20 protein-coding genes are annotated in these 20,295 nt (G+C 68.0%); 11 read left to right on the top strand and 9 right to left on the bottom strand.

Annotated elements, in window-relative coordinates; translation table 11 throughout:
- The first annotated feature begins 22 nt into the window (after positions 1–22).
- Positions 23–244 carry a hypothetical protein gene (locus WIX39_RS06045; protein WP_409194671.1) on the top strand — a complete coding sequence of 74 codons (222 nt, stop codon included), beginning with the start codon at positions 23–25 and terminating at the stop codon, positions 242–244.
- Between the two features lie 3 nt (positions 245–247).
- Here WIX39_RS06045 and WIX39_RS06040 read toward each other — a convergent pair whose 3' ends face one another.
- The 3 genes from WIX39_RS06040 to WIX39_RS06030 form a co-directional block, all read right to left on the bottom strand.
- Positions 248–1,264, bottom strand: a complete 1,017-nt coding sequence (locus WIX39_RS06040; protein ID WP_285411594.1) for a hypothetical protein — start codon at positions 1,262–1,264, stop codon at positions 248–250.
- Positions 1,265–1,365: 101 nt separating this feature from the next.
- Positions 1,366–2,115 carry an SIR2 family NAD-dependent protein deacylase gene (locus tag WIX39_RS06035; protein WP_409194670.1) on the bottom strand — a complete coding sequence of 250 codons (750 nt, stop codon included), beginning with the start codon at positions 2,113–2,115 and terminating at the stop codon, positions 1,366–1,368.
- Positions 2,112–2,972 carry an IclR family transcriptional regulator gene (locus tag WIX39_RS06030; RefSeq protein ID WP_409194669.1) on the bottom strand — a complete coding sequence of 287 codons (861 nt, stop codon included), beginning with the start codon at positions 2,970–2,972 and terminating at the stop codon, positions 2,112–2,114. The genes WIX39_RS06035 and WIX39_RS06030 overlap by 4 nt, the downstream gene beginning before the upstream one ends.
- A 145-nt stretch (positions 2,973–3,117) precedes the next feature.
- Here WIX39_RS06030 and WIX39_RS06025 point away from each other — a divergent pair, with 145 nt between their 5' ends.
- The 6 genes from WIX39_RS06025 to fahA all read left to right on the top strand — a co-directional run bounded on the left by WIX39_RS06025 (position 3,118) and on the right by fahA (position 9,807).
- Positions 3,118–4,077: an MBL fold metallo-hydrolase gene (locus WIX39_RS06025; protein ID WP_285411597.1), complete on the top strand. Its 960-nt coding sequence runs from the start codon at positions 3,118–3,120 to the stop codon at positions 4,075–4,077.
- Between the two features lie 145 nt (positions 4,078–4,222).
- Positions 4,223–5,860, top strand: coding sequence for an FAD-dependent oxidoreductase (locus WIX39_RS06020; protein ID WP_409194668.1), 1,638 nt, complete (start codon positions 4,223–4,225; stop codon positions 5,858–5,860).
- A gap of 5 nt (positions 5,861–5,865) precedes the next feature.
- Positions 5,866–6,066, top strand: a complete 201-nt coding sequence (locus WIX39_RS06015; protein ID WP_081267002.1) for a DUF2783 domain-containing protein — start codon at positions 5,866–5,868, stop codon at positions 6,064–6,066.
- A gap of 54 nt (positions 6,067–6,120) precedes the next feature.
- Positions 6,121–7,431: a homogentisate 1,2-dioxygenase gene (gene hmgA, locus WIX39_RS06010; RefSeq protein WP_081266981.1), complete on the top strand. Its 1,311-nt coding sequence runs from the start codon at positions 6,121–6,123 to the stop codon at positions 7,429–7,431.
- Complete coding sequence (locus WIX39_RS06005) at positions 7,428–8,402, top strand: Bug family tripartite tricarboxylate transporter substrate binding protein (RefSeq protein ID WP_409194667.1); 975 nt, start codon at positions 7,428–7,430, stop codon at positions 8,400–8,402. The genes hmgA and WIX39_RS06005 overlap by 4 nt, the downstream gene beginning before the upstream one ends.
- A gap of 139 nt (positions 8,403–8,541) precedes the next feature.
- Positions 8,542–9,807: a fumarylacetoacetase gene (gene fahA / locus WIX39_RS06000; RefSeq protein WP_409194666.1), complete on the top strand. Its 1,266-nt coding sequence runs from the start codon at positions 8,542–8,544 to the stop codon at positions 9,805–9,807.
- Between the two features lie 4 nt (positions 9,808–9,811).
- On the opposite strand, the gene mrdA is transcribed toward fahA, so the two are convergent.
- The 4 genes from mrdA to WIX39_RS05980 form a co-directional block, all read right to left on the bottom strand.
- Positions 9,812–11,785, bottom strand: a complete 1,974-nt coding sequence (gene mrdA / locus WIX39_RS05995; RefSeq protein WP_081266984.1) for a penicillin-binding protein 2 — start codon at positions 11,783–11,785, stop codon at positions 9,812–9,814.
- A gap of 54 nt (positions 11,786–11,839) precedes the next feature.
- The gene (mreD, locus tag WIX39_RS05990) at positions 11,840–12,361 is read right to left on the bottom strand and encodes a rod shape-determining protein MreD (RefSeq protein WP_081266985.1); all 522 of its coding nucleotides are present in this window, start codon (positions 12,359–12,361) and stop codon (positions 11,840–11,842) included.
- On the bottom strand, positions 12,358–13,317 hold the full coding sequence (gene mreC / locus WIX39_RS05985) for a rod shape-determining protein MreC (protein WP_409194665.1): 960 nt from the start codon (positions 13,315–13,317) through the stop codon (positions 12,358–12,360). Before mreC ends, mreD begins: the two co-directional genes overlap by 4 nt.
- A gap of 170 nt (positions 13,318–13,487) precedes the next feature.
- Complete coding sequence (locus WIX39_RS05980) at positions 13,488–14,531, bottom strand: rod shape-determining protein (protein WP_007833435.1); 1,044 nt, start codon at positions 14,529–14,531, stop codon at positions 13,488–13,490.
- Positions 14,532–14,746: 215 nt separating this feature from the next.
- Between WIX39_RS05980 and gatC the strand changes: the two genes are divergently transcribed.
- Genes gatC through gatB form a run of 3 tightly spaced genes read left to right on the top strand, consistent with a single transcriptional unit; the run spans position 14,747 to position 18,052 of the window.
- A complete protein-coding gene (gene gatC, locus WIX39_RS05975) occupies positions 14,747–15,046 on the top strand; it encodes an Asp-tRNA(Asn)/Glu-tRNA(Gln) amidotransferase subunit GatC (protein WP_409194664.1) in 300 nt (99 codons plus the stop codon).
- Positions 15,046–16,560 (top strand): Asp-tRNA(Asn)/Glu-tRNA(Gln) amidotransferase subunit GatA, encoded by a 1,515-nt coding sequence (gene gatA / locus WIX39_RS05970; protein ID WP_409194663.1) that lies wholly within the window; start codon positions 15,046–15,048, stop codon positions 16,558–16,560. Before gatC ends, gatA begins: the two co-directional genes overlap by 1 nt.
- A 1-nt stretch (position 16,561) precedes the next feature.
- The gene (gatB, locus tag WIX39_RS05965) at positions 16,562–18,052 is read left to right on the top strand and encodes an Asp-tRNA(Asn)/Glu-tRNA(Gln) amidotransferase subunit GatB (protein WP_409194662.1); all 1,491 of its coding nucleotides are present in this window, start codon (positions 16,562–16,564) and stop codon (positions 18,050–18,052) included.
- Positions 18,053–18,091: 39 nt separating this feature from the next.
- Here gatB and WIX39_RS05960 read toward each other — a convergent pair whose 3' ends face one another.
- Together WIX39_RS05960 and pyrE are read right to left on the bottom strand one after the other, a co-directional pair.
- Entirely contained in the window at positions 18,092–18,781 is a 690-nt protein-coding gene (locus WIX39_RS05960; RefSeq protein WP_106936067.1) for a DUF4124 domain-containing protein, read from the bottom strand.
- Positions 18,782–18,793: 12 nt separating this feature from the next.
- Positions 18,794–19,477 carry an orotate phosphoribosyltransferase gene (pyrE, locus tag WIX39_RS05955; RefSeq protein ID WP_106936068.1) on the bottom strand — a complete coding sequence of 228 codons (684 nt, stop codon included), beginning with the start codon at positions 19,475–19,477 and terminating at the stop codon, positions 18,794–18,796.
- Positions 19,478–19,489: 12 nt separating this feature from the next.
- Between pyrE and WIX39_RS05950 the strand changes: the two genes are divergently transcribed.
- Complete coding sequence (locus WIX39_RS05950; protein WP_081266991.1) at positions 19,490–20,293, top strand: exodeoxyribonuclease III; 804 nt, start codon at positions 19,490–19,492, stop codon at positions 20,291–20,293.
- Positions 20,294–20,295: the final 2 nt, after the last annotated feature.

The following is a 20,295-nucleotide window of genomic DNA, read 5'->3' as shown; positions in this document are numbered from 1 at the left end:
GCTTGATCGGAGGAGCTACACCATGAACGCAACACGCATCGTCGGCATCGTGCTGATCGTGGCCGGCATCGCAGCCTTGGGCCTCGGCAGCTTCAGCTTCACCAAGGAAACCCACGAGGCCAAGCTCGGCCCGCTCGAGTTCTCGATGAAGGAGAAGCAGACGGTCAGCTTCCCTCCCTGGGCCAGCGTGGCCGTGATCGTGGTCGGCGGGGCGCTGGTGCTGCTGGGTGGCAGGAAGGGCTGAATCTCACTCGGTGGCCGGCAGCGAAGTAACGCCGAGCTTCTGCTTGACTGCCTGCGCCATGCGTTCGCCCAGCACCAGCAGGCCGCGTGTGGAGATGTGAGTGTCGTTCGGGAAATAGAAGTCGCGCATCGCGGTCTTCTCCTGCTGAACGAATGCAAACAGATCGGGCCCCAGATCGGTCTGCCGCAGCGCACCCACGAATGCCTGCGAGCGCGCGGGCTCGAGATAGGCCGTCCACTTGTTCGGAACAACCATCCAGAGCACGGGCATCTTGGCGTGCGTGTTCGAGAAAGCCTGCATGCCGGCCACATTCGCTGCCGTGAGTTCTCCGTGATTCAAGTCGTCCGCCAGGAAGAGGGCCATATCGCAGCGGCGATGACTGAACAACGCGCACCCATCAGCCACTGGCCGCGCCAGCGTCATGGAGTTGCAACCGCTGCGAACCTTGCCGGCGATCGCCGCATGGGTACACCTGTTCGTCATCCAGCCCGAAAAGAGCTGCGCGTCCCAATTGAGAGCGAAGGCAGGCACCTGCGCCAAGGGCGGTGACGCCGGCTCGACTGCAGCCGTCAAAGGGCGCTTCAGCGGCGTGCATCTGCGTGAATGCGCGAGCCGCACATTCAGCAGGCGCTCAACGCTCTCGATGACCACCAGCTTGCCGCGAAAGCCGATCTGTGAGAGCCACTCTTCGAAGTCGGCGCACAGCATCTCGTCGATTTGCGACCAGTACATGGTCGCCACCGCGTGCCCCTCTTTCACCAGCGCCGATTGCCAGACGTGGGGCGCGGAAAAACTGTCGCCGATGACCAGGATGTCGGCCTTGTCGACGGGTGCGCCGTGCAGGAGGCTGCTGCCAATGTGCGGCGGCTCTATCTTCCAGCCGAAATCATCTTCGGAGACCCGCCCGACACGGGAGAGGTCTCCATAGGGAGCAAGCGTCAACAGAGACTGCAGCAGGAGGCACGCGCATACGGCAAAGCCCGACAAAAATATCGACAACCAGAGTTTTGCGGGCGCCATTCTTTGGATCAGGTAGGCGGAAGCGCGAACATGTGACGCCTCCCGGGGCGCCCGAGTTTAGACCGTCGCCATGGCGTAAACACCCGCCCCACATCCGGCTTTCAGCCCATGCCCGCCAGCAGCTTCGGCAACAGGTCTTCCGACGCCCCCCGCAGCACCACGGAGGCCGCATCGTCCAGGTGCGGAAGCGGCTCCAGGTTCAGCGTGACGAGCCGCGCACCGTGCGCCAGCGCCGTCTGCGGCAGTTCGGCGGCCGGGTAGACGATGGTGGTGCTGCCCACCACCATGAACAGATCGCACTCCTGCGCGGCCACCTGCGCGTCGAGCAGGACGCCGGCGTTCAGTATCTCGCCGAACATCACGACGTCGGGGCGCGCATGCGAGCCGCAGCGCAGGCAGCGGTGGAAGGGCCAGGGGCCGCTGCGGTTGCCGCAGCGGTCGCAGCGCCAGCGGCGCAGCGAGCCGTGCAGTTCGAGCACGTCCTGCCCGCCGGCCAGCGTGAGCAGGCCGTCGACGTTCTGCGTCACCAGCCGCGTGGCGGGGCGCAGCCGCTGCAGCGCCGCGAGCGCGGCGTGGCCCGGGTTGGGCTGCGCCGATTCGATCACCGACATGCGCTGCGCCCAGAACTTCGTGAACCCCGACGGATCGCGCGCCAGGTCTTCGGCGTGGGAGAACTGCAGGGCGTTCTGGCTCTTCCAGAGGCCGTCGGCGTCGCGGTAGGTCGGAATGCCGGAGGCGCGGGACAGGCCGGCGCCGGAGAACACGACGATGCGCCGGGCATCGCGCAGCAGCCGTGCGGCCGCCTGTACTGCTTCGAAGGTGGAGGTGTTTTCTGGTGTGACGCGCGTCATCGCTCTGGTTTGGGGGAATTCGCCGGGGCGGGAACGGCGGTGGCGCCCAGGCGCTGCGACACGGTGTCCGCGCAGGCCTTGAGCGCGCGGGAGATCTCGCCGTCCCACGCCGTATCGAAGATGCCGGCCGGGCCGATGGCGGTGACGGCCAGCACGATGGCGCCAGTGTGGTCGAACACCGGCGCGGCCATGGCGCTCACGCCCTCGATGACCTCGCCGTCGGAGCGGCTGATGCCGTGGTCGCGCACTTCTTTCAGCTGGCGCTCGAAGTCGCTCCATGAAGGCAGCGGCTGCACCGGCGGCATGCCGGCCGGCGGCGCGGGCTCGGCGCCCTTGCGCTGCTTCTGGCGCTGGCGCTCTTCCTCGAGCAGGCGGCGCACCACCTCGGCGTCGAGGTAGGTGGCGAAGACGCGGCCCGAGGCGGTGTTGGTCAGCGAGAACACCGTGCCGTGCCGCATGTTCACGTGCACCGGCGACGGCGACTCGGCCGTGCGGACGATGGTCGCGCCGCGCGCGCCCCACACGGCCAGCGCCACGGTGTGGCCGATCTGCTGGGCGAGCTGGCCGATCAGCGGCGTGGCGATGTGAACCGGGTCGGCCTGCTGCAGGCTGATGAGCCCCAGTTGCAAGGCCAGCGGGCCGAGCAGATAGTGGCCGCTGGCGCGGTCCTGCTCGATGAGGCCCAGGCGCCCGAAGCTGACCATGTACGGGTGCGCCTTGGCCGCGGTCATGTCGGCTTCCCGCGCCAGGTCCTTCAGCGCCATGGGCCGGCCGTGGTGCACCAGCGCACGCAGCAACTGGCCGCCGACCTCGATGCTCTGGATGCCGCGCTGGGCGCGGTCGGTGTCAGTGGCCATGGCTGCCTTTGGCGTCCGGTTGTTCGTTCATGAAGAAGGGATTAGACATTAACTGATCCGGCGCTTACACTCCAAAAATTCGTTAACCGCAAATTCGTTCGACTTAAACGAATCCCAGATTCCAACCCACCGACGGAGACACACGATGAGCCAAGCCAAGAAATTCGCCAGCCAGGCCGACATGGAAGAGAAGAAGATCACCTTCAGCCAGATCTCCGAACATGCCTGGGCCTACACCGCCGAGGGCGACCCCAACACCGGCATCGTCATCGGCGACGACTGCGTGCTGGTGGCCGACACCCAGGCCACCCCCGCCATGGCCGCCGACGTGGTGCGCCGCATCCGCGAGGTGACGGACAAGCCCATCAAGTACGTGGTGCTCACCCACTACCACGCGGTGCGGGTGCTGGGCGCGGCGGGCTACGGCGCCGAGCACATCCTGGCCAGCCAGGACACGCGCGACCTGATCGTCGAGCGCGGCGAACAGGACAAGGCCAGCGAAATCGGCCGCTTCCCGCGCCTGTTCCAGAACGTCGAGACCGTGCCCCCGGGCCTGACCTGGCCCACCATGACCTTCACCGGCAAGATGACGCTGTGGCTGGGCAAGCTCGAAGTGCAGCTGATCCAGCTGGGCCGCGGCCACACCAAGGGCGACACCGTCGTCTGGCTGCCGCAGGAACGCACGCTGCTGTCGGGCGACCTGGTCGAGTTCGGCGCCACCCCGTACGCCGGCGACGCCTACTTCAAGGACTGGCCGCAGACGCTGGACAACATCGCCGCGCTCAAGCCCGTGGCGCTGGTGCCGGGCCGCGGCGCCGCGCTCACCACGCCCGAGGCCGTGGCGGAAGGCCTGACGGGCACGCGCAACTTCATCTCCGACGTGTACGCCAGCGTGCAGGAAGGCGTGAAGGCCGGCCGCGACCTGAACGCGGTCTACAAGGAGACCTACGAAAAGCTCAAGCCCAAGTACAGCCAGTGGGTGATCTTCGACCACTGCATGCCCTTCGACGTGAGCCGCGCCTACGACGAGGCCTCGGGCCATGCCGATCCGCGCGTGTGGACGGCCGAGCGCGACATCGAGATGTGGAAGGCGCTCGAAGGCTGATCCCGCATCGCTCCCTCCCCCGCTGGGGGAGGGCTGGGGTGGGGGCAGGCAGAGCGCCAGTTTCGAGCGCCGTCGAGCCCCCATCCCGACCTTCCCCCAGCGGGGGAAGGAGCAAGACAAGGACAAAGGACACGGAGACAAGTACGTGATCGACTATCAAAGCCTGCGCTTCGACTACAAGCGCCACGCCGACCAGGACGCGGCGGCACCGGCGCGACACCCCGTCGTGATCGTCGGCGCCGGCCCGGTGGGCCTCACGCTGGCCATCGACCTCGCACTGCGGCAGGTGCCCGTGGTGCTGCTCGACAACGACAACACCCTGTCCAGCGGCTCGCGCGCGATCTGCTTCGCCAAGCGCACGCTCGAGGTGTTCGACCGCCTCGGCTGCGGCGACCGCATGGTCGACAAGGGCGTGTCGTGGAACGTCGGCAAGGTGTTCTTCCATGACGAGCAGGTCTACAGCTTCGACCTGCTGCCCGAGCCCGGCCACGAGCGACCGGCCTTCATCAACCTGCAGCAGTACTACGTCGAGGGCTACCTCGTCGAGCGCGTGGCCGCGCTGCCGCTCATCGACCTGCGCTGGAACCACAAGGTGACCGGCATCGAGCAAGGCGGCGACGGCGCGGTGCTGACGGTGGAAACGCCCGAGGGCGAGTACCGGCTGCATGCCGGCTACGTCGCCGCCTGCGACGGCTCGCGCTCCCCCACGCGCCAGATGCTCGGCCTGGAAGCGAAAGGCCGGATCTTCCGCGACCGCTTCCTGATCGCCGACATCACGATGGACGCGCACCTGCCCACGGAGCGCCGCTTCTGGTTCGACCCCTCGTTCCACCCCGGCCAGAGCGTGCTGCTGCACAAGCAGGCCGACGGCATGTGGCGCGTCGACTTCCAGCTCGGCTGGGACGCCGACCCGGCGGAAGAGCGCAAGCCGGAGAACATCACGCCGCGCGTTCGCGCGCTGCTCGACAGCATCGGCTTCGAGGGCGTGCAGTTCCAGATCGGCTGGGCCAGCGTCTACACCTTCGCCTGCCAGCGCATGGAGCGCTTCCGCCACGGCCGCGTGCTGTTCGCGGGCGACTCGGCGCACGGCGTGTCGCCGTTCGGCGCGCGCGGCGCCAATTCGGGCGTACAGGACGCGGACAACCTCGCCTGGAAGCTCGCGGCCGTGGTGCAGGGCCAGGCGCCCGATGCGCTGCTCGACAGCTACGCCACCGAACGCGAGTTCGCGGCCGACGAGAACATCCGCAACTCCACGCGCGCCACCGACTTCATCACGCCCAAGAGCGACGTGAGCCGCCTCTTCCGCGACGCGGTGCTGGAGCTGACCCGCCGCCATGCCTTCGCGCGCACGCTGGTCAACAGCGGGCGCCTGTCGGTGGCCACGGTGCTGCGCGATTCGCCGCTCAACACGCCCGACGCCGACGCCTTCGCCGGCACGATGGTGCCCGGCGCGGCGGCTGCCGACGCACCCGTGGCCCGCGCCGGCGGCAGCACCGGCTGGCTGCTGCGCGAATGCCATGCCGAGCGCTTCACCGCGCTGGTGTTCGGCCAGGGCGAAGCCGCCGAGCGCAGCCTGCAGGCGCTGAAGGAATGCGACCTGCCGCTGCATGTGGTGCGCGTGGAAGACGCCACGCCCGACGGCGAACTCGCCACGCGGCGCTACGACGCGCGGGCCGGCACCGTCTACCTGCTGCGGCCCGACCAGCACGTGTGCGCGCGCTGGCGCAGCCCCACGCCCACCCTCATCCGCGCGGCCGTCGACCGCGCACTGGCCAAGGCATGAAAGCCATGCAAGCACCACAGCAACTGATCACCACGCCCAACCTCGAGGCGCCCGACGATTTCTACGAGGCGCTCATCGAAGCGCACCAGGGGCTTTCCAACGAAGAGAGCCACGCCTTCAACGCCCGCCTGGTGCTCGTGCTGGCCAACCACATCGGCTCGCTGGCCGTGCTGCGCGAAGCCTTCGACGCGGCGCGCGCCGGCTGAGCCCCGGCAGTCACGCATTCCAACCTCATCGCGATTTTTCGAAAGAGAAAACACATGACCCAAGCAACCCCGCCCTCCGAACGGCGCTACCAGAGCGGCTTCGGCAACGAATACGCCTCCGAGGCGGTGCCCGGCGCCCTGCCCCAGGGCCGCAACAACCCGCAGCGCGGCCCCTTCGACCTCTACACCGAGCTGATCTCCGGCACCGCCTTCACCGCGCCGCGCCATGAGAACCGCCGCACCTGGCTGTACCGCCGCCAGCCCTCGGTGGTGTCGGGCCGCTACCAGCCGTATGCGCAGCCGCACTGGACCACCGGCGCCGACCGCGAGATCGCGCTGCCGCCCGAGCCGCTGCGCTGGCATCCGCAGCCGCTGGACGGCGCGGACGGCGTCGACTTCATCGACGGCATGCACACCATCGCGGCCAACGGCGACGCCGAGTCGCAGGTCGGCATCGGCTCGCTGATGTACCTGGCCGGCCGCTCGATGGAGCGCCGCGCCTTCGTCAACGCCGACGGCGAAATGCTGCTGGTGCCCCAGCAGGGCCGCCTGGTCGTCACCACCGAACTGGGCGTGCTCGACGTGAAGCCCGGCGAGATCGCGGTGCTGCCGCGCGGCATGGCCTTCAAGGTGGCGCTGCCGGACGGGCTCTCGCGCGGCTACGTGTGCGAGAACTACGGCGCGCATTTCCGCTTGCCGGAGCTGGGCCCCATCGGCTCGAACGGCCTGGCCAATGCGCGCGACTTCCAGGCGCCGGTGGCGGCCTTCGAAACGGAGGAAGGCGGCTACGAGATCGTCAAGAAATTCGGCGGCCGCTTCTGGCAGGCGCCGATGAAGCAGTCGCCCTTCAACGTGGTCGCCTGGCACGGCAACCTGTCGCCGGTGAAGTACGACACGGCGCACTTCATGGTGATCGGCTCGATCAGCTTCGACCATCCCGATCCGTCGATCTTCACCGTGCTGACCTCGCCCAGCGACACGCCCGGCACCGCCAACTGCGACTTCGTGATCTTCCCGCCGCGCTGGATGGTGATGGAGAACACCTTCCGCCCGCCGTGGTTCCACCGCAACCTCATGAGCGAGTTCATGGGCCTGGTGCTGGGTGAGTACGACGCCAAGCCGGGCGGCTTCAAGCCCGGCGGCGCGAGCCTGCACAACTGCATGGTGCCGCACGGGCCGGACGAGGAAGCCTTCGACAAGGCCACGAATGCCGACCTCAAGCCGCACAAGCTCGACAACACGCTGGCCTTCATGTTCGAGAGCCGCTACCGCTTCATTCCCACCAACTTCGCGCTGAAAAGCAGCGCACTCGACACCGACTACGCCGACTGCTGGGCCGGCCTGAAAGATCAATTCAAAGCATGAAGACTGTTTTCACCCTCACCCGCCGCGCGGCGGCCGTCGCACTGCTGGCCGTGCCCTTCCTTGCGCACGCGGCCGACTATCCGTCGAAGCCGATCAGGTTCGTCGTGCCCTACACGCCCGGCGGCACCACAGACCTGGTGGCGCGCACCGTGGGACAGAAGGTGTCGGAGAAGCTGGGCCAGCCGGTGCTGATCGACAACCGCGGCGGCGCGGGCGGCAACATCGGCATGGACGCCGTGGCCAAGGCCGCGCCCGACGGCTACACCATCGGCTTCGGCGCCATCTCGACCAATGCGCTGAACCCGCACATCTACAAGTCGATGGCCTTCGACCCGCGCAAGGACTTCACCGCCATCAGCCTGCTGGGCACCTCGACCATCGTGCTGGAAGTGCCGGCGGCCTCGGCCATCAAGACCGTGCCCGACCTGGTCGCCGCCGCCAGGAAGAACCCGGGCATGCCCTACGCCACCGCGGGCGCCGGCACCTCGATGAACCTGGCCGGCGTGATGTTCGCGCAGATGACCGGCACCGAACTCGTGCACGTGGCCTACAAGGGCAGCGGTCCCGCCATCACCGACATGCTGGGCAACAACATCGGCGTGATGTTCGACAACCTGCCGGCCTCGCTGCCGCACATCCAGGCCGGCAAGCTGCGCGCGCTTGCGGTGGCGGGCCCGGCGCGCTCGCCCTCGCTGCCCGACGTGCCGACCATGGCCGAAGCGGGCCTGAAGGGCTACGCGCTGGAGCCTTGGTTCGGCGTGTACGGCCCGGCCAACCTGCCGGCGCCGGTCGTCAAGGCGCTGAACGAAGCTTTTGTCGAAGCGCTCGCCATGCCCGACGTGAAGGCCAAGCTGGCACAGGCCGGCTTCTCGCCGCGCGGCTCGACGCCGCAGGAGCTCGCGAAGCTGAGCGACACCGAATACAAGCGCCTGGGCGAAGTCGCCAAGAAGGCCGGCATGTCGGCAGATTAAGGCTCGCCCCCAGGCTTGCCCACTTCGTGTGGCTGCCAACCCCCTACCGGGGGCAACACCTGCGGCCCGGCAAAGCCGGTTCCGCGGTGTTTCCCGAACGAACCCCAGGCTGCATAGAACATTTGCTTGAAAGACACACATGACCGCACTGAACGCCACCCATGACCCGAAGCTGCGCAGCTGGGTCGCCTCGGCCAACGAGGCCGGCAACGACTTCCCCATCCAGAACCTGCCCTTCGGCCGCTTCCGCGCCGCGGGCAGCAGCGAGGCCTTCCGCATCGGCGTCGCCATCGGCGACCAGGTGCTGGACCTGCGCGCCACCGGCCTCGTCGATACCGACGACATGAACGTGCTGATGAACGCCAGCGTGAAGGACCGCCAGGCCCTGCGCGCCGCCATCTCGGCCGGCCTGGCCGAAGGCAGCGGCAAGCAGGCCGCATGGTCGAAGGCGCTGCTGGCGCAGGCCAAGGCCGAGATGACGGTGCCATGCCGCATCGGCGACTACACCGACTTCTACACCGGCATCCACCACGCGACCACCATCGGCAAGCTGTTCCGCCCCGACCAGCCGCTGATGCCCAACTACAAGTGGGTGCCCATCGGCTATCACGGCCGCGCCTCGTCGATCGGCATCAGCGGCCAGAGCTTCAAGCGCCCGCAGGGCCAGACCAAGGCGCCGGACGCGGAGACGCCCAGCTTCGGCCCTTGCAAGCGGCTGGACTACGAACTGGAGCTGGGCTTCCTGGTCGGCCAGGGCAATGCGCAGGGCGAGCCGATCGCCATCGGCGAGGCGGAAGACCACCTGTTCGGCGTGACGCTGCTCAACGACTGGTCGGCGCGCGACATCCAGGCCTGGGAATACCAGCCGCTCGGCCCCTTCCTGTCGAAGAACTTCGCGAGCACGCTGTCGCCGTGGATCGTGACGGCCGAGGCGCTGGCGCCTTTCCGCGCCAAGTTCGAGCGGCCCGCCGGCGATCCGCAGCCGCTGCCCTACCTCGACTCGCCCGCCAACCGCGAAAGCGGCGCGCTCGACATCACGCTCGAAGTGCTGCTGCAGACCGCGAAGATGCGCGCGGCCGGCGAGGCGCCCGTGCGCCTCACGCGCAGCAACACCACCCAAGCCGCCTACTGGACCGCCGCGCAGCTCATCGCGCACCACACGGTGAACGGCTGCAACCTGCAGCCGGGCGACCTGCTGGGTTCGGGCACGCTGTCGGGCCCCGGCCCCGGCGAGGCGGGCTCGCTGATCGAGCTGACGCTGGGCGGCAAGCAGCCGATCACGCTGGCAAACGGCGAGAAGCGCACCTTCCTGGAAGACGGCGACACGCTGGTGATCCGCGGCTACTGCGAACGCGCCGGCGCCGTACGCATCGGCCTGGGCGAAGTCAGCGGCACGGTGGTCTGATTGCTCAGGGCGCGGTGGCGGGCGTCGTCGTTGCCGCGGCCGGCCATGCCACTTCGCTGGCCACGCGCGGCTTGCCGATCGGCGCGGTCGCCTTGCCGATCTTGATGGCCGCCAGGTCGGCCTCGCTCGGGTACTGGTTGGCGAGCCAGTAGTCGAACACCCGGCGCGCGATGGGCGCCGCGGCGCCCGCGCCCCAGCCCGCGTTCTCGACGATCACTGCAATGGCGATCTTCGGGTCGTTCACCGGCGCGAAGCCCATGAACAGCGCGTGGTCCCGCTGGTGCTCTTCGAGCGCGCGGGCGTTGTACTTGGTGTTCTGGGCCTGCGTCACGGCCTGCGCAGTGCCCGTCTTGCCCGCCGCCTGGTAGGCCGCGCCCGCGAACACGCCGCGCGCCGTGCCGCTGGTGACCACGCTGGTCAGGCCCTCGCGGATCACCGAGATGGCCGACGCCGTGTAGCCGAGGTTTTCCGCCGGCGGCTGCGGCATCGGCACCACCTGCCCGCTCACGGTGTTGCGCGTGGCCAGCACGAGGTGCGGCTTGTGCTTGAGGCCGCCGTCCGCCACGATGGCCGTGGCCTGCGCCAGCTGCAGCATCGTGAAGTTGTTGTAGCCCTGCCCGATGCCCAGCGAGATGGTCTCGCCCGCATACCACTTCTTGGCCTCGGGGCGCTTGTAGGCGTTGCGCTTCCACTCGGTGCTCGGCAGCACGCCGCGCACTTCGCCGCCCAGGTCGATGCCGGTGATCTGGCCGAAGCCCAGCGGCTTCATGGAGTCGTGGATCAGGTCCACGCCCATCTCGTTGGCCAGCGAGTAGAAATAGATGTTGCTCGACAGCTGGATCGCGCGGCGCATGTCGACGCCGCCCAGGTTGCCTTCGGGGCTGCCGAAGCGGTGGCCGCCGAAGTTGAAGTAGCCGGGGTCGTTCACCACCACGCTGGGACCGCGCTTGCCGGTCTGCAGCGCCGCCAGTGCCATGAAGGGCTTGTAGGTGGAGCCGGGCGGGTAGGTGCCGCGCAGCGCGCGGTTCAGCAGCGGCTTGTCGATGGATTCGGTCAGCGCCGCCCAGCTCTCGTTGTCGATGCCTTCGACGAACAGGTTGGGGTCGAAGGTGGGCTTGCTCACGAAGGCCAGCACCTCGCCGGTCTTGGGGTCGATGGCCACCACCGCGCCGCGGCGGTCGCCGTACATGTCCTCGATCAGCTTCTGCAGCTTGATGTCGAGCGACAGCATCACCGTGTTGCCCGGCGTGGCCGGATGGCTGGCCAGGCGGCGCACGGCGCGCCCGCCGGCGGAGGTTTCCATCTGCTCGACGCCGGTCTGGCCGTGCAGCGTCTTTTCGTAGCTCTGCTCGATGCCGAGCTTGCCGATGTAGTCGGTGCCCTTGTAGTTGGCCTGCTCTTCCTCGTCCCAGTCTTCCATCGCGGTCTTCTCGCGCTGGTTGATGCGGCCGATGTAGCCGAGCACGTGCGAGGCCAGCTCGCCCTGCGGGTAGTTGCGGAACAGCCGCGCCTTGATTTCCACGCCCGGGAAGCGGTAGCGCTGGGCCGCGAAGCGCGCCACCTCTTCATCGCTCAGGCGCGTGCGGATGGGGATGGAATCGAAGCTGCGCGAGTCTTCGCGCAGGCGCTTGAAGCGGCGGCGGTCGCGTGGCGACACTTCGAGCACCTGGGTCAGGCTGTCGATGGTTTCCTCGACGTCGTTGACCTTGGAAGGCGTGATCTCCAGCGTGTAGGCCGAATAGTTGGAGGCCAGCACGATGCCGTTGCGGTCGAGGATCAGGCCCCGGTTCGGCACCACCGGCACCACCGCCGTGCGGTTGCTCTCGGCCTGCTCGGCCAGGTCTTCGTGGCGCGTGACCTGCAGGTACACCAGCCGCGCGCACAGCAGCCCGAAGGCGAACAGCACCGCCAGCCCGATGACGATCACCCGGCGCTTGAAGCGCGCGAGGTCGGCGGCGACGTTGCGGATTTCGGTCATGGCGGTGGGAGCTTAGGCGCGCGCAGGTGCGATGGCAAATGCGGCTGGCTGGGCTTAGAGGGGGCGGTTCTCGTCGGGTTCCGGGGTGCGGCGCTGCGGGGCAAGTAACAGTGCGGTGGCCAGGGGCCAGAGCGCGGCCTCGATGGCCGGTGAGATCAGCACCGTCCAGCCCGGGAACACGCCGCCGCCGATCATCCGCGTGACGACCTCGATCAGCTGCGACAACGCAAAGAGCGGCAGCACCTGCAGCGCCTGCGACAGCACCGGATACCAGAGCAGGCGCCGGTGGATGGTGATCGCGAAGAAGCCCAGCGTGGTGTAGGACAGCGCATGCTGGCCGAGCATGGACGACTGGTGCACGTCCATGCACAGGCCGAACACGAAGGCCGCGCCGATGCCCACGCGGGCAGGCTGGTGCACGCCCCAGAACACGATCACCAGCGCCAGCAGGTCGGGCATCCAGACGGCGCGGCCGATCGGCACCATGTTGACGAGCAGCGCCACCACCAGGCTGGTCCACATGAAGAAGGGGCTGACGGGCAGCAGGAGCTGCTGCTGGCCGGGACGCTTGATCATCGACGTTCTCCTGGCTTCTTTTCGTTCTTGCCCGCGCCGGGCTTGCCTTCCGGCCGCTTGCGCTGGGTGGTGGCGGGCGGCGCCGGCGGCGGCGCGGTGGGTGCGCCGGTGGGCTCGAGCACCAGCACGTAGCGCGCGGCCGTCACATGGGCCAGCGGCACGCAGTAGATGCGGGCGAAGGCCGAATCGGCGCGGCGCTCGATGCGTTCGATCTTCGCGACCGGCAGGCCGGTGGGGTAGATGCCGTCGACGCCGCTGGTGGAGAGCAGGTCGCCCTCCTGCAGGTCGGCATTGGCGGCCATGAAACGCAGCTCCAGGCCGCCGCCGTGGGCCGACGCATCGCCGAAAGCCACGCTGCGCACGCCGGTGCGGGTGTTCTGCACGGGAATGGCCAGGTCGCGGTCGATGACCAGCGTGACCTCGCTCGTGAAGGGCAGCACCTGCGTGACCTGGCCCAGCACGCCGCGCGCGTCGATCACCGGCGAGCCGGCCACCACGCCCTGGGTCATGCCCTGGTCGATCACGATCTTGCGGGTGTAGGGGTCGGCCGCGTCGTACAGCACCTCGGCCGCGCGGCCCGGCGTGGTCGTGGCCTGGCGCAGCTCGAGGAGTTCGCGCAGGCGGGCGTTGTCCTGGGCCAGCGTGTCGGCCTGCGCGGCGCGCTCGGCCTGCATCATGAGCGCCTTGCGGGCGTCGGCCTCGTTGCGCTGGGCGGTCTGCAGGTCTTCGAGGTAGCGGCCGCCGCCCAGCAGGGCCTGCACCGGCTTGAGCGCCACCCATTGCACCGGGTACAGCACCGCGCCGATGCCCGCGCGGATGGGCTGCACGATGTGGAAGCGCGCGTCGGCCACCATGAGGAACAGGGCCAGCGCGCCGAAGAAGATCAGCTTGCTGAGTGCCGACTGCCCCTGGTTGAACAGGGGTGGCGCTGTGCGATCGAGCGTGCCCAGGGGCATGAATTCGGCCTAGTTTTCACCGCGCTTTGCGCGACTTACGACGCAGGAAATTAACACATCACGATGCCAGAAATACCGCGGAACCGGCTTCGCCGGGCCGCCGGTATTGCCCCCTGCAAGGGGGTTGGCGCAGCGACACGAAGTGCGCGAAGCCTGGGGGTGTGCCTCGATTATTCGCTCGTGAAGATGCTGCCCAGGCGGTCCATGCGCTCCAGCGCGATGCCGCAGCCGCGCACCACGCAGGTCAGCGGATCTTCGGCCACCAGCACCGGCAGGCCGGTTTCCTCGGCCAGCAGGCGGTCGAGGTCGCGCAGCAGCGCGCCGCCGCCGGTCAGCATCATGCCGCGCTCGGCGATGTCGGCGCCCAGTTCGGGCGGCGTCTGTTCGAGCGCGTTCTTCACGGCCGAGACGATGTTGTTGAGCGGATCGGTCAGGGCTTCCAGCACTTCGTTGCTGCTGATGGTGAAGCTGCGCGGCACGCCTTCGGAAAGGTTGCGGCCCTTGACTTCCATTTCCTTGACTTCGGAGCCCGGGAAGGCCGAGCCGATGTTCTTCTTGATGACTTCGGCCGTCGGCTCGCCGATCAGCATGCCGTAGTTGCGGCGGATGTAGTTGATGATGGCTTCGTCGAAGCGGTCGCCGCCCACGCGCACGGAGCCCTTGTAGACCATGCCGCCCAGCGAGATGACGCCCACTTCGGTGGTGCCGCCGCCGATGTCCACCACCATGGAGCCCGAGGCTTCGCTGACGGGGAGGCCGGCGCCGATGGCCGCGGCCATGGGTTCCTCGATGAGGTAGACGGAGGTGGCGCCTGCCGCCTCTGCCGCGTCCTTGATGGCGCGGCGCTCGACCTGGGTGGAGCCGCAGGGCACGCAGATGATGATGCGCGGGCTCGGCGTGAGCAGCGTGCGCGGGTGCACCATCTTGATGAACTGCTTGATCATCTGCTCGGTGATCACGAAGTCGGCGATGACGCCGTCCTTCATCGGGCGGATCGCCTCGATGTTGCCGGGCACCTTGCCCAGCATGGCCTTGGCTTCGCGGCCGACGGCCTGGATCACCTTCTTGCCGTGGGGGCCGCCTTCATGGCGGATCGCCACGACGGACGGTTCGTCCAGCACGATGCCCTTGTTGCGGGCGAATATCAGGGTGTTGGCGGTGCCGAGGTCGATCGCAAGGTCGGTGGAAAAGTACCGACGGAAAGCTCCAAACATGTGCGGAATCCTCTGAGCACGGCCTGCGCATCGGCAGGTCGTCGCTCTATTTTTTGGGTCGTTTGACGGGGTGAATTGATCGTTTTTGGCGCAAAAGCCGGCGCGTTCGCGGGGGTTGCGGCAAAGGCGGGATAATAACCGAATCCCCTCTGATTCCCGTATTAGCACCGGCTTCGCGGTGCGATTCCCCCTGCTTTTTTTAGCGTTCCGACCCTATGGCACTTTCCGCTTCCGATATTGCGCGCATCGCCTCGCTGGCAAGGCTGCAGCTTGCTCCCGACGAAAGCGAGCGCATGCTCAGCCAGCTCAACGGCTTTTTCGACGTCGTCGAACGCATGCGTTCGGTGGACACCTCCGGCATCGAGCCGCTGGCCCACCCCGTGGCGGCCATCGAAGACATCACGCTGCGTCTTCGTGACGACGTGGCGAGCGAGCCCAACAATCGCGAAGCCAACCAGAAGAGCGCCCCGGCCGTCGAGGCCGGCCTGTTCCTCGTGCCCAAGGTGATCGAATGATGAGCAGCAACCCCGAACTGCACCAGATGGGCGTGGTCGCGCTGGCCCAGGCGCTGGCCGACCGCAAGGTTTCGGCCGTCGAGGCATCCCAGGCATTCCTCGGCCGCATGAAGGCCCATGAATCGCTCGGCACCTTCGTCGACGTCAACGAAGAAGTCACGCTGGCCCAGGCCCGCGCCGCCGACGCGCTCATCGCCGCCGGCAATGCCCCGGCGCTGGCCGGCGTGCCCATTGCGCACAAGGACATCTTCGTCACCACCGATTTCGCCACCACCGCCGGCTCGAAGATGCTCGCGGGCTACCGCTCGCCCTTCGACGCGACCGTGGTCAAGCGCCTGGCCGAGGCCGGCGCGGTCACGCTCGGCAAGCTGAGCTGCGACGAATTCGCGATGGGCTCGGCCAACGAGAACATCGCCGTGCCCGCCGTGGGCCACGACAAGGCCGTGCCCGTGCAGAACCCCTGGAACCGCGAGCGCATTCCGGGCGGCTCCTCGGGCGCCAGCGCGGCTGCCGTGGCGGCGCGCCTGGCCCCCGCGGCCACCGGCACCGACACCGGCGGCTCGATCCGCCAGCCGGCGTCGTTCTGCGGCGTGACCGGCATCAAGCCCACCTACGGCCGCGCCTCGCGCTACGGCATGGTGGCTTTTGCGTCCAGCCTCGACCAGGCCGGCCCGATGGCCCGCTCGGCCGAAGACTGCGCGCTGCTGCTGTCGGCATTCTGCGGCCCCGACCTCGACCGCGATTCCACCTCGCTCGACAAGCCCGCCGAGAACTTCGCCCGCTCGCTGAACGACTCGCTCGAAGGCCTGCGCATCGGCGTGCCGAAGGAGTTCTTCGGCGAAGGCGTGGCGCCCGGCGTGCGCGCGGCCATCGACGCGGCCCTCGCGCAGTACGAGAAGCTCGGCGCCAGGCGCGTCGAGGTGACGCTGCCGCGCACCGAGCTGTCGATCCCCGTGTACTACATCATTGCCGCGGCCGAGGCCTCGAGCAACCTGAGCCGCTTCGACGGCGTGAAGTTCGGCCATCGCGCCAAGGACTTCATCGACCCCGCGAGCAAGAAGAGCGCGCTCACGCAGATGTACGAACGCACGCGCGCCGAAGGCTTCGGCGACGAAGTCAAGCGCCGCATCATGATCGGCACCTATGTGCTGTCGCACGGCTACTACGACGCCTACTACCTGCAGGCGCAGAAGGTGCGCCGCATGATCGCCGACGACTTCCAGCAGGCCTTCAAGGAGTGCGACGTGATCGCCGGCCCCGCCGCGCCCACCACCGCATGGAAGCTCGGCGAACACGGCGGAGACCCCGTGGCCGACTACCTCGCCGACATCTTCACGCTGCCCGCATCGCTGGCCGGCCTGCCCGGCATGAGCGTGCCCGCGGGCTTCGACGGCGGCATGCCCGTGGGCCTGCAGCTGATCGGCAACTACTTCGGCGAAGCGAAGCTGCTGAATGCAGCGCACCGCTTCCAGCAGGCCACCGACTGGCATTCGCGCACGCCGGAGGGCTTCTGAAATGAGCGAGACAGTGAACACCTTCGAAGCACAACAACAGGGCCGCCCGACCGGCCCGCTGGTGCGCGGCTATGAAGTCATCATCGGCTTCGAGACCCATGCGCAGCTTTCCACCGCGAGCAAGATCTTCAGCCGCGCCTCCACCGCTTTCGGCGCAGAGCCCAACACGCAGGCCTGCGCAGTCGACCTCGCGCTGCCCGGCACGCTGCCCGTGATGAACAAGGGCGCGGTCGAGCGCGCCATCAAGCTCGGCCTGGCGCTGGGCTCGCACATCGCGCCGCGCAGCGTGTTCGCGCGCAAGAACTACTTCTACCCCGACCTGCCCAAGGGCTACCAGATCAGCCAGTTCGAGATCCCCGTGGTGCAGGGCGGCTCGGTGTCGTTCTTCGTGGGCGAAGAGCAGAAGACGGTGCGCCTGGTGCGCGCCCACCTCGAGGAAGACGCGGGCAAGTCGCTGCACGAGGACTTCATCGGCCAGAGCGGCATCGACCTGAACCGCGCCGGCACGCCCCTGCTGGAGATCGTGACCGAGCCCGACATGCGCTCCACCGCCGAGGCCGTGGCTTATGCGAAGGAGCTGCACAAGATCGTCACCTGGATCGGCATCTGCGACGGCAACATGCAGGAAGGCAGCTTCCGCTGCGACGCCAACGTGTCGGTGCGCCGGCCCGGCGACAAGCTCGGCACGCGCCGCGAGATCAAGAACCTGAACAGCTTCAAGTTCATGCAGCAGGCGATCGACTACGAGATCCGCTGGCAGATCGAGGAAATCGAGGACGGCCGCTCGATCGAGCAGGCCACCGTGCTGTTCGACCCCGACACCGGCGAGACGCGCGCGATGCGCGCCAAGGAAGACTCGGCCGACTACCGCTACTTTCCCGACCCCGACCTGCCGCCGCTGGTGATTGCCGCCGACTGGATCGAGCGCGTGAAGGCCACCATGCCCGAGCTGCCGCGCGCGATGGCCGAGCGCTATGTGCGCGACCACGGCCTGTCGGAATACGACGCCGCCCAGCTCACGCAGAGCGCCGCGCTCGCCGGCTACTTCGACGAAGCCGTGAACGCGGGCGCCACGCCCAAGCTCGCGAGCAACTGGATCACCGGCGAAATGGCGCGCCGCCTGAACGCCGCCGAAATCGGCATCGAGGCCGCGCCGGTGAAGGCGCAGCAACTGGCCCAGCTGGTCAAGCGCATCGCCGACGGTACGCTGCCCAACAACGCCGCGCGCCAGGTGTTCGACGCGCTGTGGACCGGCGAGGGCAGCGATGTCGACGCCATCATCGAGGCGAAAGACCTGAAGCCGATGAACGACACCGGCGCGCTCGACAAGATCCTCGACGAGGTGATCGCGAAGAACGCCAAGAACGTCGAGGAATACCGCGGCGGCAAGGAGAAGGCGCTCAACGCCCTCGTGGGCCAGGTCATGAAGGCCAGCGGCGGCAAGGCGAACCCTGCGCAGGTCACCGAACTGCTGAAGGCCAAGCTGGCCTGATCGAATGAAGCCGGGGCCTTGCGCAAGGCCCCGGTTGCTTCAGCGGTTGTTGCCGCCGTTCTGGGGCGACCAGAGCAGCTTGAGGCGCGCGCGCTCTTCGTCGAAGCGCGCATTCACCCGCTTCTTCTCTTCTTCCTGCTCGCCGATGAAGCGGTTCTGCACCGCCACGCTCTGCGTGTTGTCATCGAGCCTGCGCCGCACCGAGCCGGGCGCCTTGCCCGGGTCATGCTTGTAGAACTCCATCTCCTCGTCGATCTTGCGGCGGTCTTCGGCCAGCTCGGCGATGCGCTTGCGCGCCGCCTGCGTTACCGCATCGATCTGCGCCAGCGCCTCGGCGCGTTCGCGGTCGTGCGTGGCGGCATTCGGATAGCGCACCAGCAAGGCCCGCTCGCGCCGGCGCTCGTCAGTGAGGCGGGCGGCCTGGATGGCGGCTTCGCGGGCGCGGTCTTCGCGCTCCTGCAGCTCGCGCGCCGTGTACGTCGGCTCGACCTTGCGGCGGACGGAGCCGCTCGGGTTGAGCTCGCGCTGCTCGCGGTCGCTGCATTCGGCAATGGGCCGGTCGGCGGTCAGCGTGCGGCCGCGGGCGTCGGTGCAGGTGAAGATGCCGGGAGAGGCGCCTTCCGGTTTCTGCGATTGCGCATGCAACGCCCCGCAGAAGCCCGAGGCCGCCATGATCGATGCCGCCGCCAGCAGGCGAATCGGCTTGCCGTTGTCGCGTGCGTCGTGCATCGGCTGTACGCCTCAGCTCGCGCCGTAGCGCGTGCGGTAGGCCAGCACGCGTTCGCGATGCGTGCCCAGGTCGGCCGCCGCGTTGCCCGACAGATAGCTCAGCAGGTCGTCCAGCGTGGCGATGGCGATCACCGCCAGGCCGAGCTGGTTGCGCACGTACTGCACGGCGCTGTGGTCCACGTCGACGCCGTTCTCCGTGGCTTTCTCCTGGCGGTCGAGCGCGATGGCCACGGCATGCGGCGTGGCGCCGGCGGCCTGGATGGCGGCGATGGATTCGCGCACTGCCGTGCCGGCCGACATCACGTCGTCGACGATCAGCACGCGGCCCTTGAGCAGCGCGCCGACCAGGTTGCCGCCTTCGCCGTGCGCCTTGGCTTCCTTGCGGTTGTAGGCAAAGGGGTAGTTGCGGCCCCGGCGGGCCAGCTCGGCGGCCACCGTGGCGCCCAGCGGAATGCCCTTGTAGGCGGGGCCGAAGATCATGTCGAATTCGAGCCCGCTCTCGATCAGTCGGTCTGCATAGAATCCCGCGAGACGGGCGATCTTGCCGCCGTCGTCGAAGAGTCCCGAATTGAAGAAGTAAGGACTCATTCGGCCGGCTTTGGTCTTGAATTCGCCAAAACGCAGCACGCCGGCATCCAACGCGAACTGGACGAAGTCCTGTGCGACCGCGCTGCTTTTCTGACTATCTACAGCCATCGGAATTTCCTTGTGTTCAAACTGACCAGTCTCAATCTCAATGGCCTGCGTTCGGCCGCTACCAAAGGCGTGGCCGACTGGGTGGCCGAACTTGCGCCGGATTGTATTTGCATGCAGGAGATCCGCGTCCAGGCCAGCGACGTGGAAGGCCGCTTCGAGGAGATGGCGGGCCTGAAGGGCCACTTCCACTTCGCCGAGAAAAAGGGGTACGCCGGCACTGCCATCTACACCAAGCACGCTCCGAGCCAGGTCGTGGTGGGCTGGGGCGACGCCGAGTTCGACGCCGAGGGCCGCTACCTGGAACTGCGCTTCGACACGCCTGGCCGCAAGTTCTCGGTCATCAGCTGCTACTTCCCGAGCGGCAGCTCGGGCGAGGAACGGCAGGAGGCCAAGTTCCGCTTCCTCAAGGGCTTCTTCCCGCACCTGGTGGCGCTCAAGAAGGAGCGCGAGTTCGTCCTGTGCGGCGACATCAACATCGCCCACCAGCAGATCGACCTGAAGAACTGGCGCGGCAACCAGAAGAACAGCGGCTTCCTGCCCGAGGAGCGCGCCTGGATGACGCGCCTGCTCGACACCGGCACCGAAGGCGCGGGCCTGGTCGACGTGTACCGCAAGCTCAAGCCCGACACCACCGACGAGGCCTACACCTGGTGGAGCAACCGCGGCCAGGCCTACGCGAACAACGTGGGATGGCGGCTGGACTACCACCTGGCCACGCCGGCCATCGGCGCGCTGGCACGCACCGAGCAGATCTACAAGACCGTGAAGTTCTCGGACCACGCGCCGATCACGGTGGAGTACGACTTCACGCTGTAAGC

The organism is Variovorax sp. AB1(2024), from assembly GCF_037482385.2.
In the GTDB taxonomy this organism is placed as follows: Bacteria; Pseudomonadota; Gammaproteobacteria; order Burkholderiales; family Burkholderiaceae_C; genus Variovorax.
The sequence above is the reverse complement of the archived record's forward strand: the minus strand, read 5'-3'. Positions and strand labels throughout refer to the sequence as shown.

Coding starts and splice junctions, on each gene's coding strand:
- WIX39_RS06045 (WP_409194671.1), top strand. CDS start 23: ATGAACGCAACACGCATCGTCGGCATCGTGCTGATCGTGGCCGGCATC.
- WIX39_RS06040 (WP_285411594.1), bottom strand. CDS start 1,264: ATGGCGCCCGCAAAACTCTGGTTGTCGATATTTTTGTCGGGCTTTGCC.
- WIX39_RS06035 (WP_409194670.1), bottom strand. CDS start 2,115: ATGACGCGCGTCACACCAGAAAACACCTCCACCTTCGAAGCAGTACAG.
- WIX39_RS06030 (WP_409194669.1), bottom strand. CDS start 2,972: ATGGCCACTGACACCGACCGCGCCCAGCGCGGCATCCAGAGCATCGAG.
- WIX39_RS06025 (WP_285411597.1), top strand. CDS start 3,118: ATGAGCCAAGCCAAGAAATTCGCCAGCCAGGCCGACATGGAAGAGAAG.
- WIX39_RS06015 (WP_081267002.1), top strand. CDS start 5,866: ATGCAAGCACCACAGCAACTGATCACCACGCCCAACCTCGAGGCGCCC.
- hmgA (WP_081266981.1), top strand. CDS start 6,121: ATGACCCAAGCAACCCCGCCCTCCGAACGGCGCTACCAGAGCGGCTTC.
- WIX39_RS06005 (WP_409194667.1), top strand. CDS start 7,428: ATGAAGACTGTTTTCACCCTCACCCGCCGCGCGGCGGCCGTCGCACTG.
- fahA (WP_409194666.1), top strand. CDS start 8,542: ATGACCGCACTGAACGCCACCCATGACCCGAAGCTGCGCAGCTGGGTC.
- mrdA (WP_081266984.1), bottom strand. CDS start 11,785: ATGACCGAAATCCGCAACGTCGCCGCCGACCTCGCGCGCTTCAAGCGC.
- mreD (WP_081266985.1), bottom strand. CDS start 12,361: ATGATCAAGCGTCCCGGCCAGCAGCAGCTCCTGCTGCCCGTCAGCCCC.
- mreC (WP_409194665.1), bottom strand. CDS start 13,317: ATGCCCCTGGGCACGCTCGATCGCACAGCGCCACCCCTGTTCAACCAG.
- WIX39_RS05980 (WP_007833435.1), bottom strand. CDS start 14,531: ATGTTTGGAGCTTTCCGTCGGTACTTTTCCACCGACCTTGCGATCGAC.
- gatC (WP_409194664.1), top strand. CDS start 14,747: ATGGCACTTTCCGCTTCCGATATTGCGCGCATCGCCTCGCTGGCAAGG.
- gatA (WP_409194663.1), top strand. CDS start 15,046: ATGAGCAGCAACCCCGAACTGCACCAGATGGGCGTGGTCGCGCTGGCC.
- gatB (WP_409194662.1), top strand. CDS start 16,562: ATGAGCGAGACAGTGAACACCTTCGAAGCACAACAACAGGGCCGCCCG.
- WIX39_RS05960 (WP_106936067.1), bottom strand. CDS start 18,781: ATGCACGACGCACGCGACAACGGCAAGCCGATTCGCCTGCTGGCGGCG.
- pyrE (WP_106936068.1), bottom strand. CDS start 19,477: ATGGCTGTAGATAGTCAGAAAAGCAGCGCGGTCGCACAGGACTTCGTC.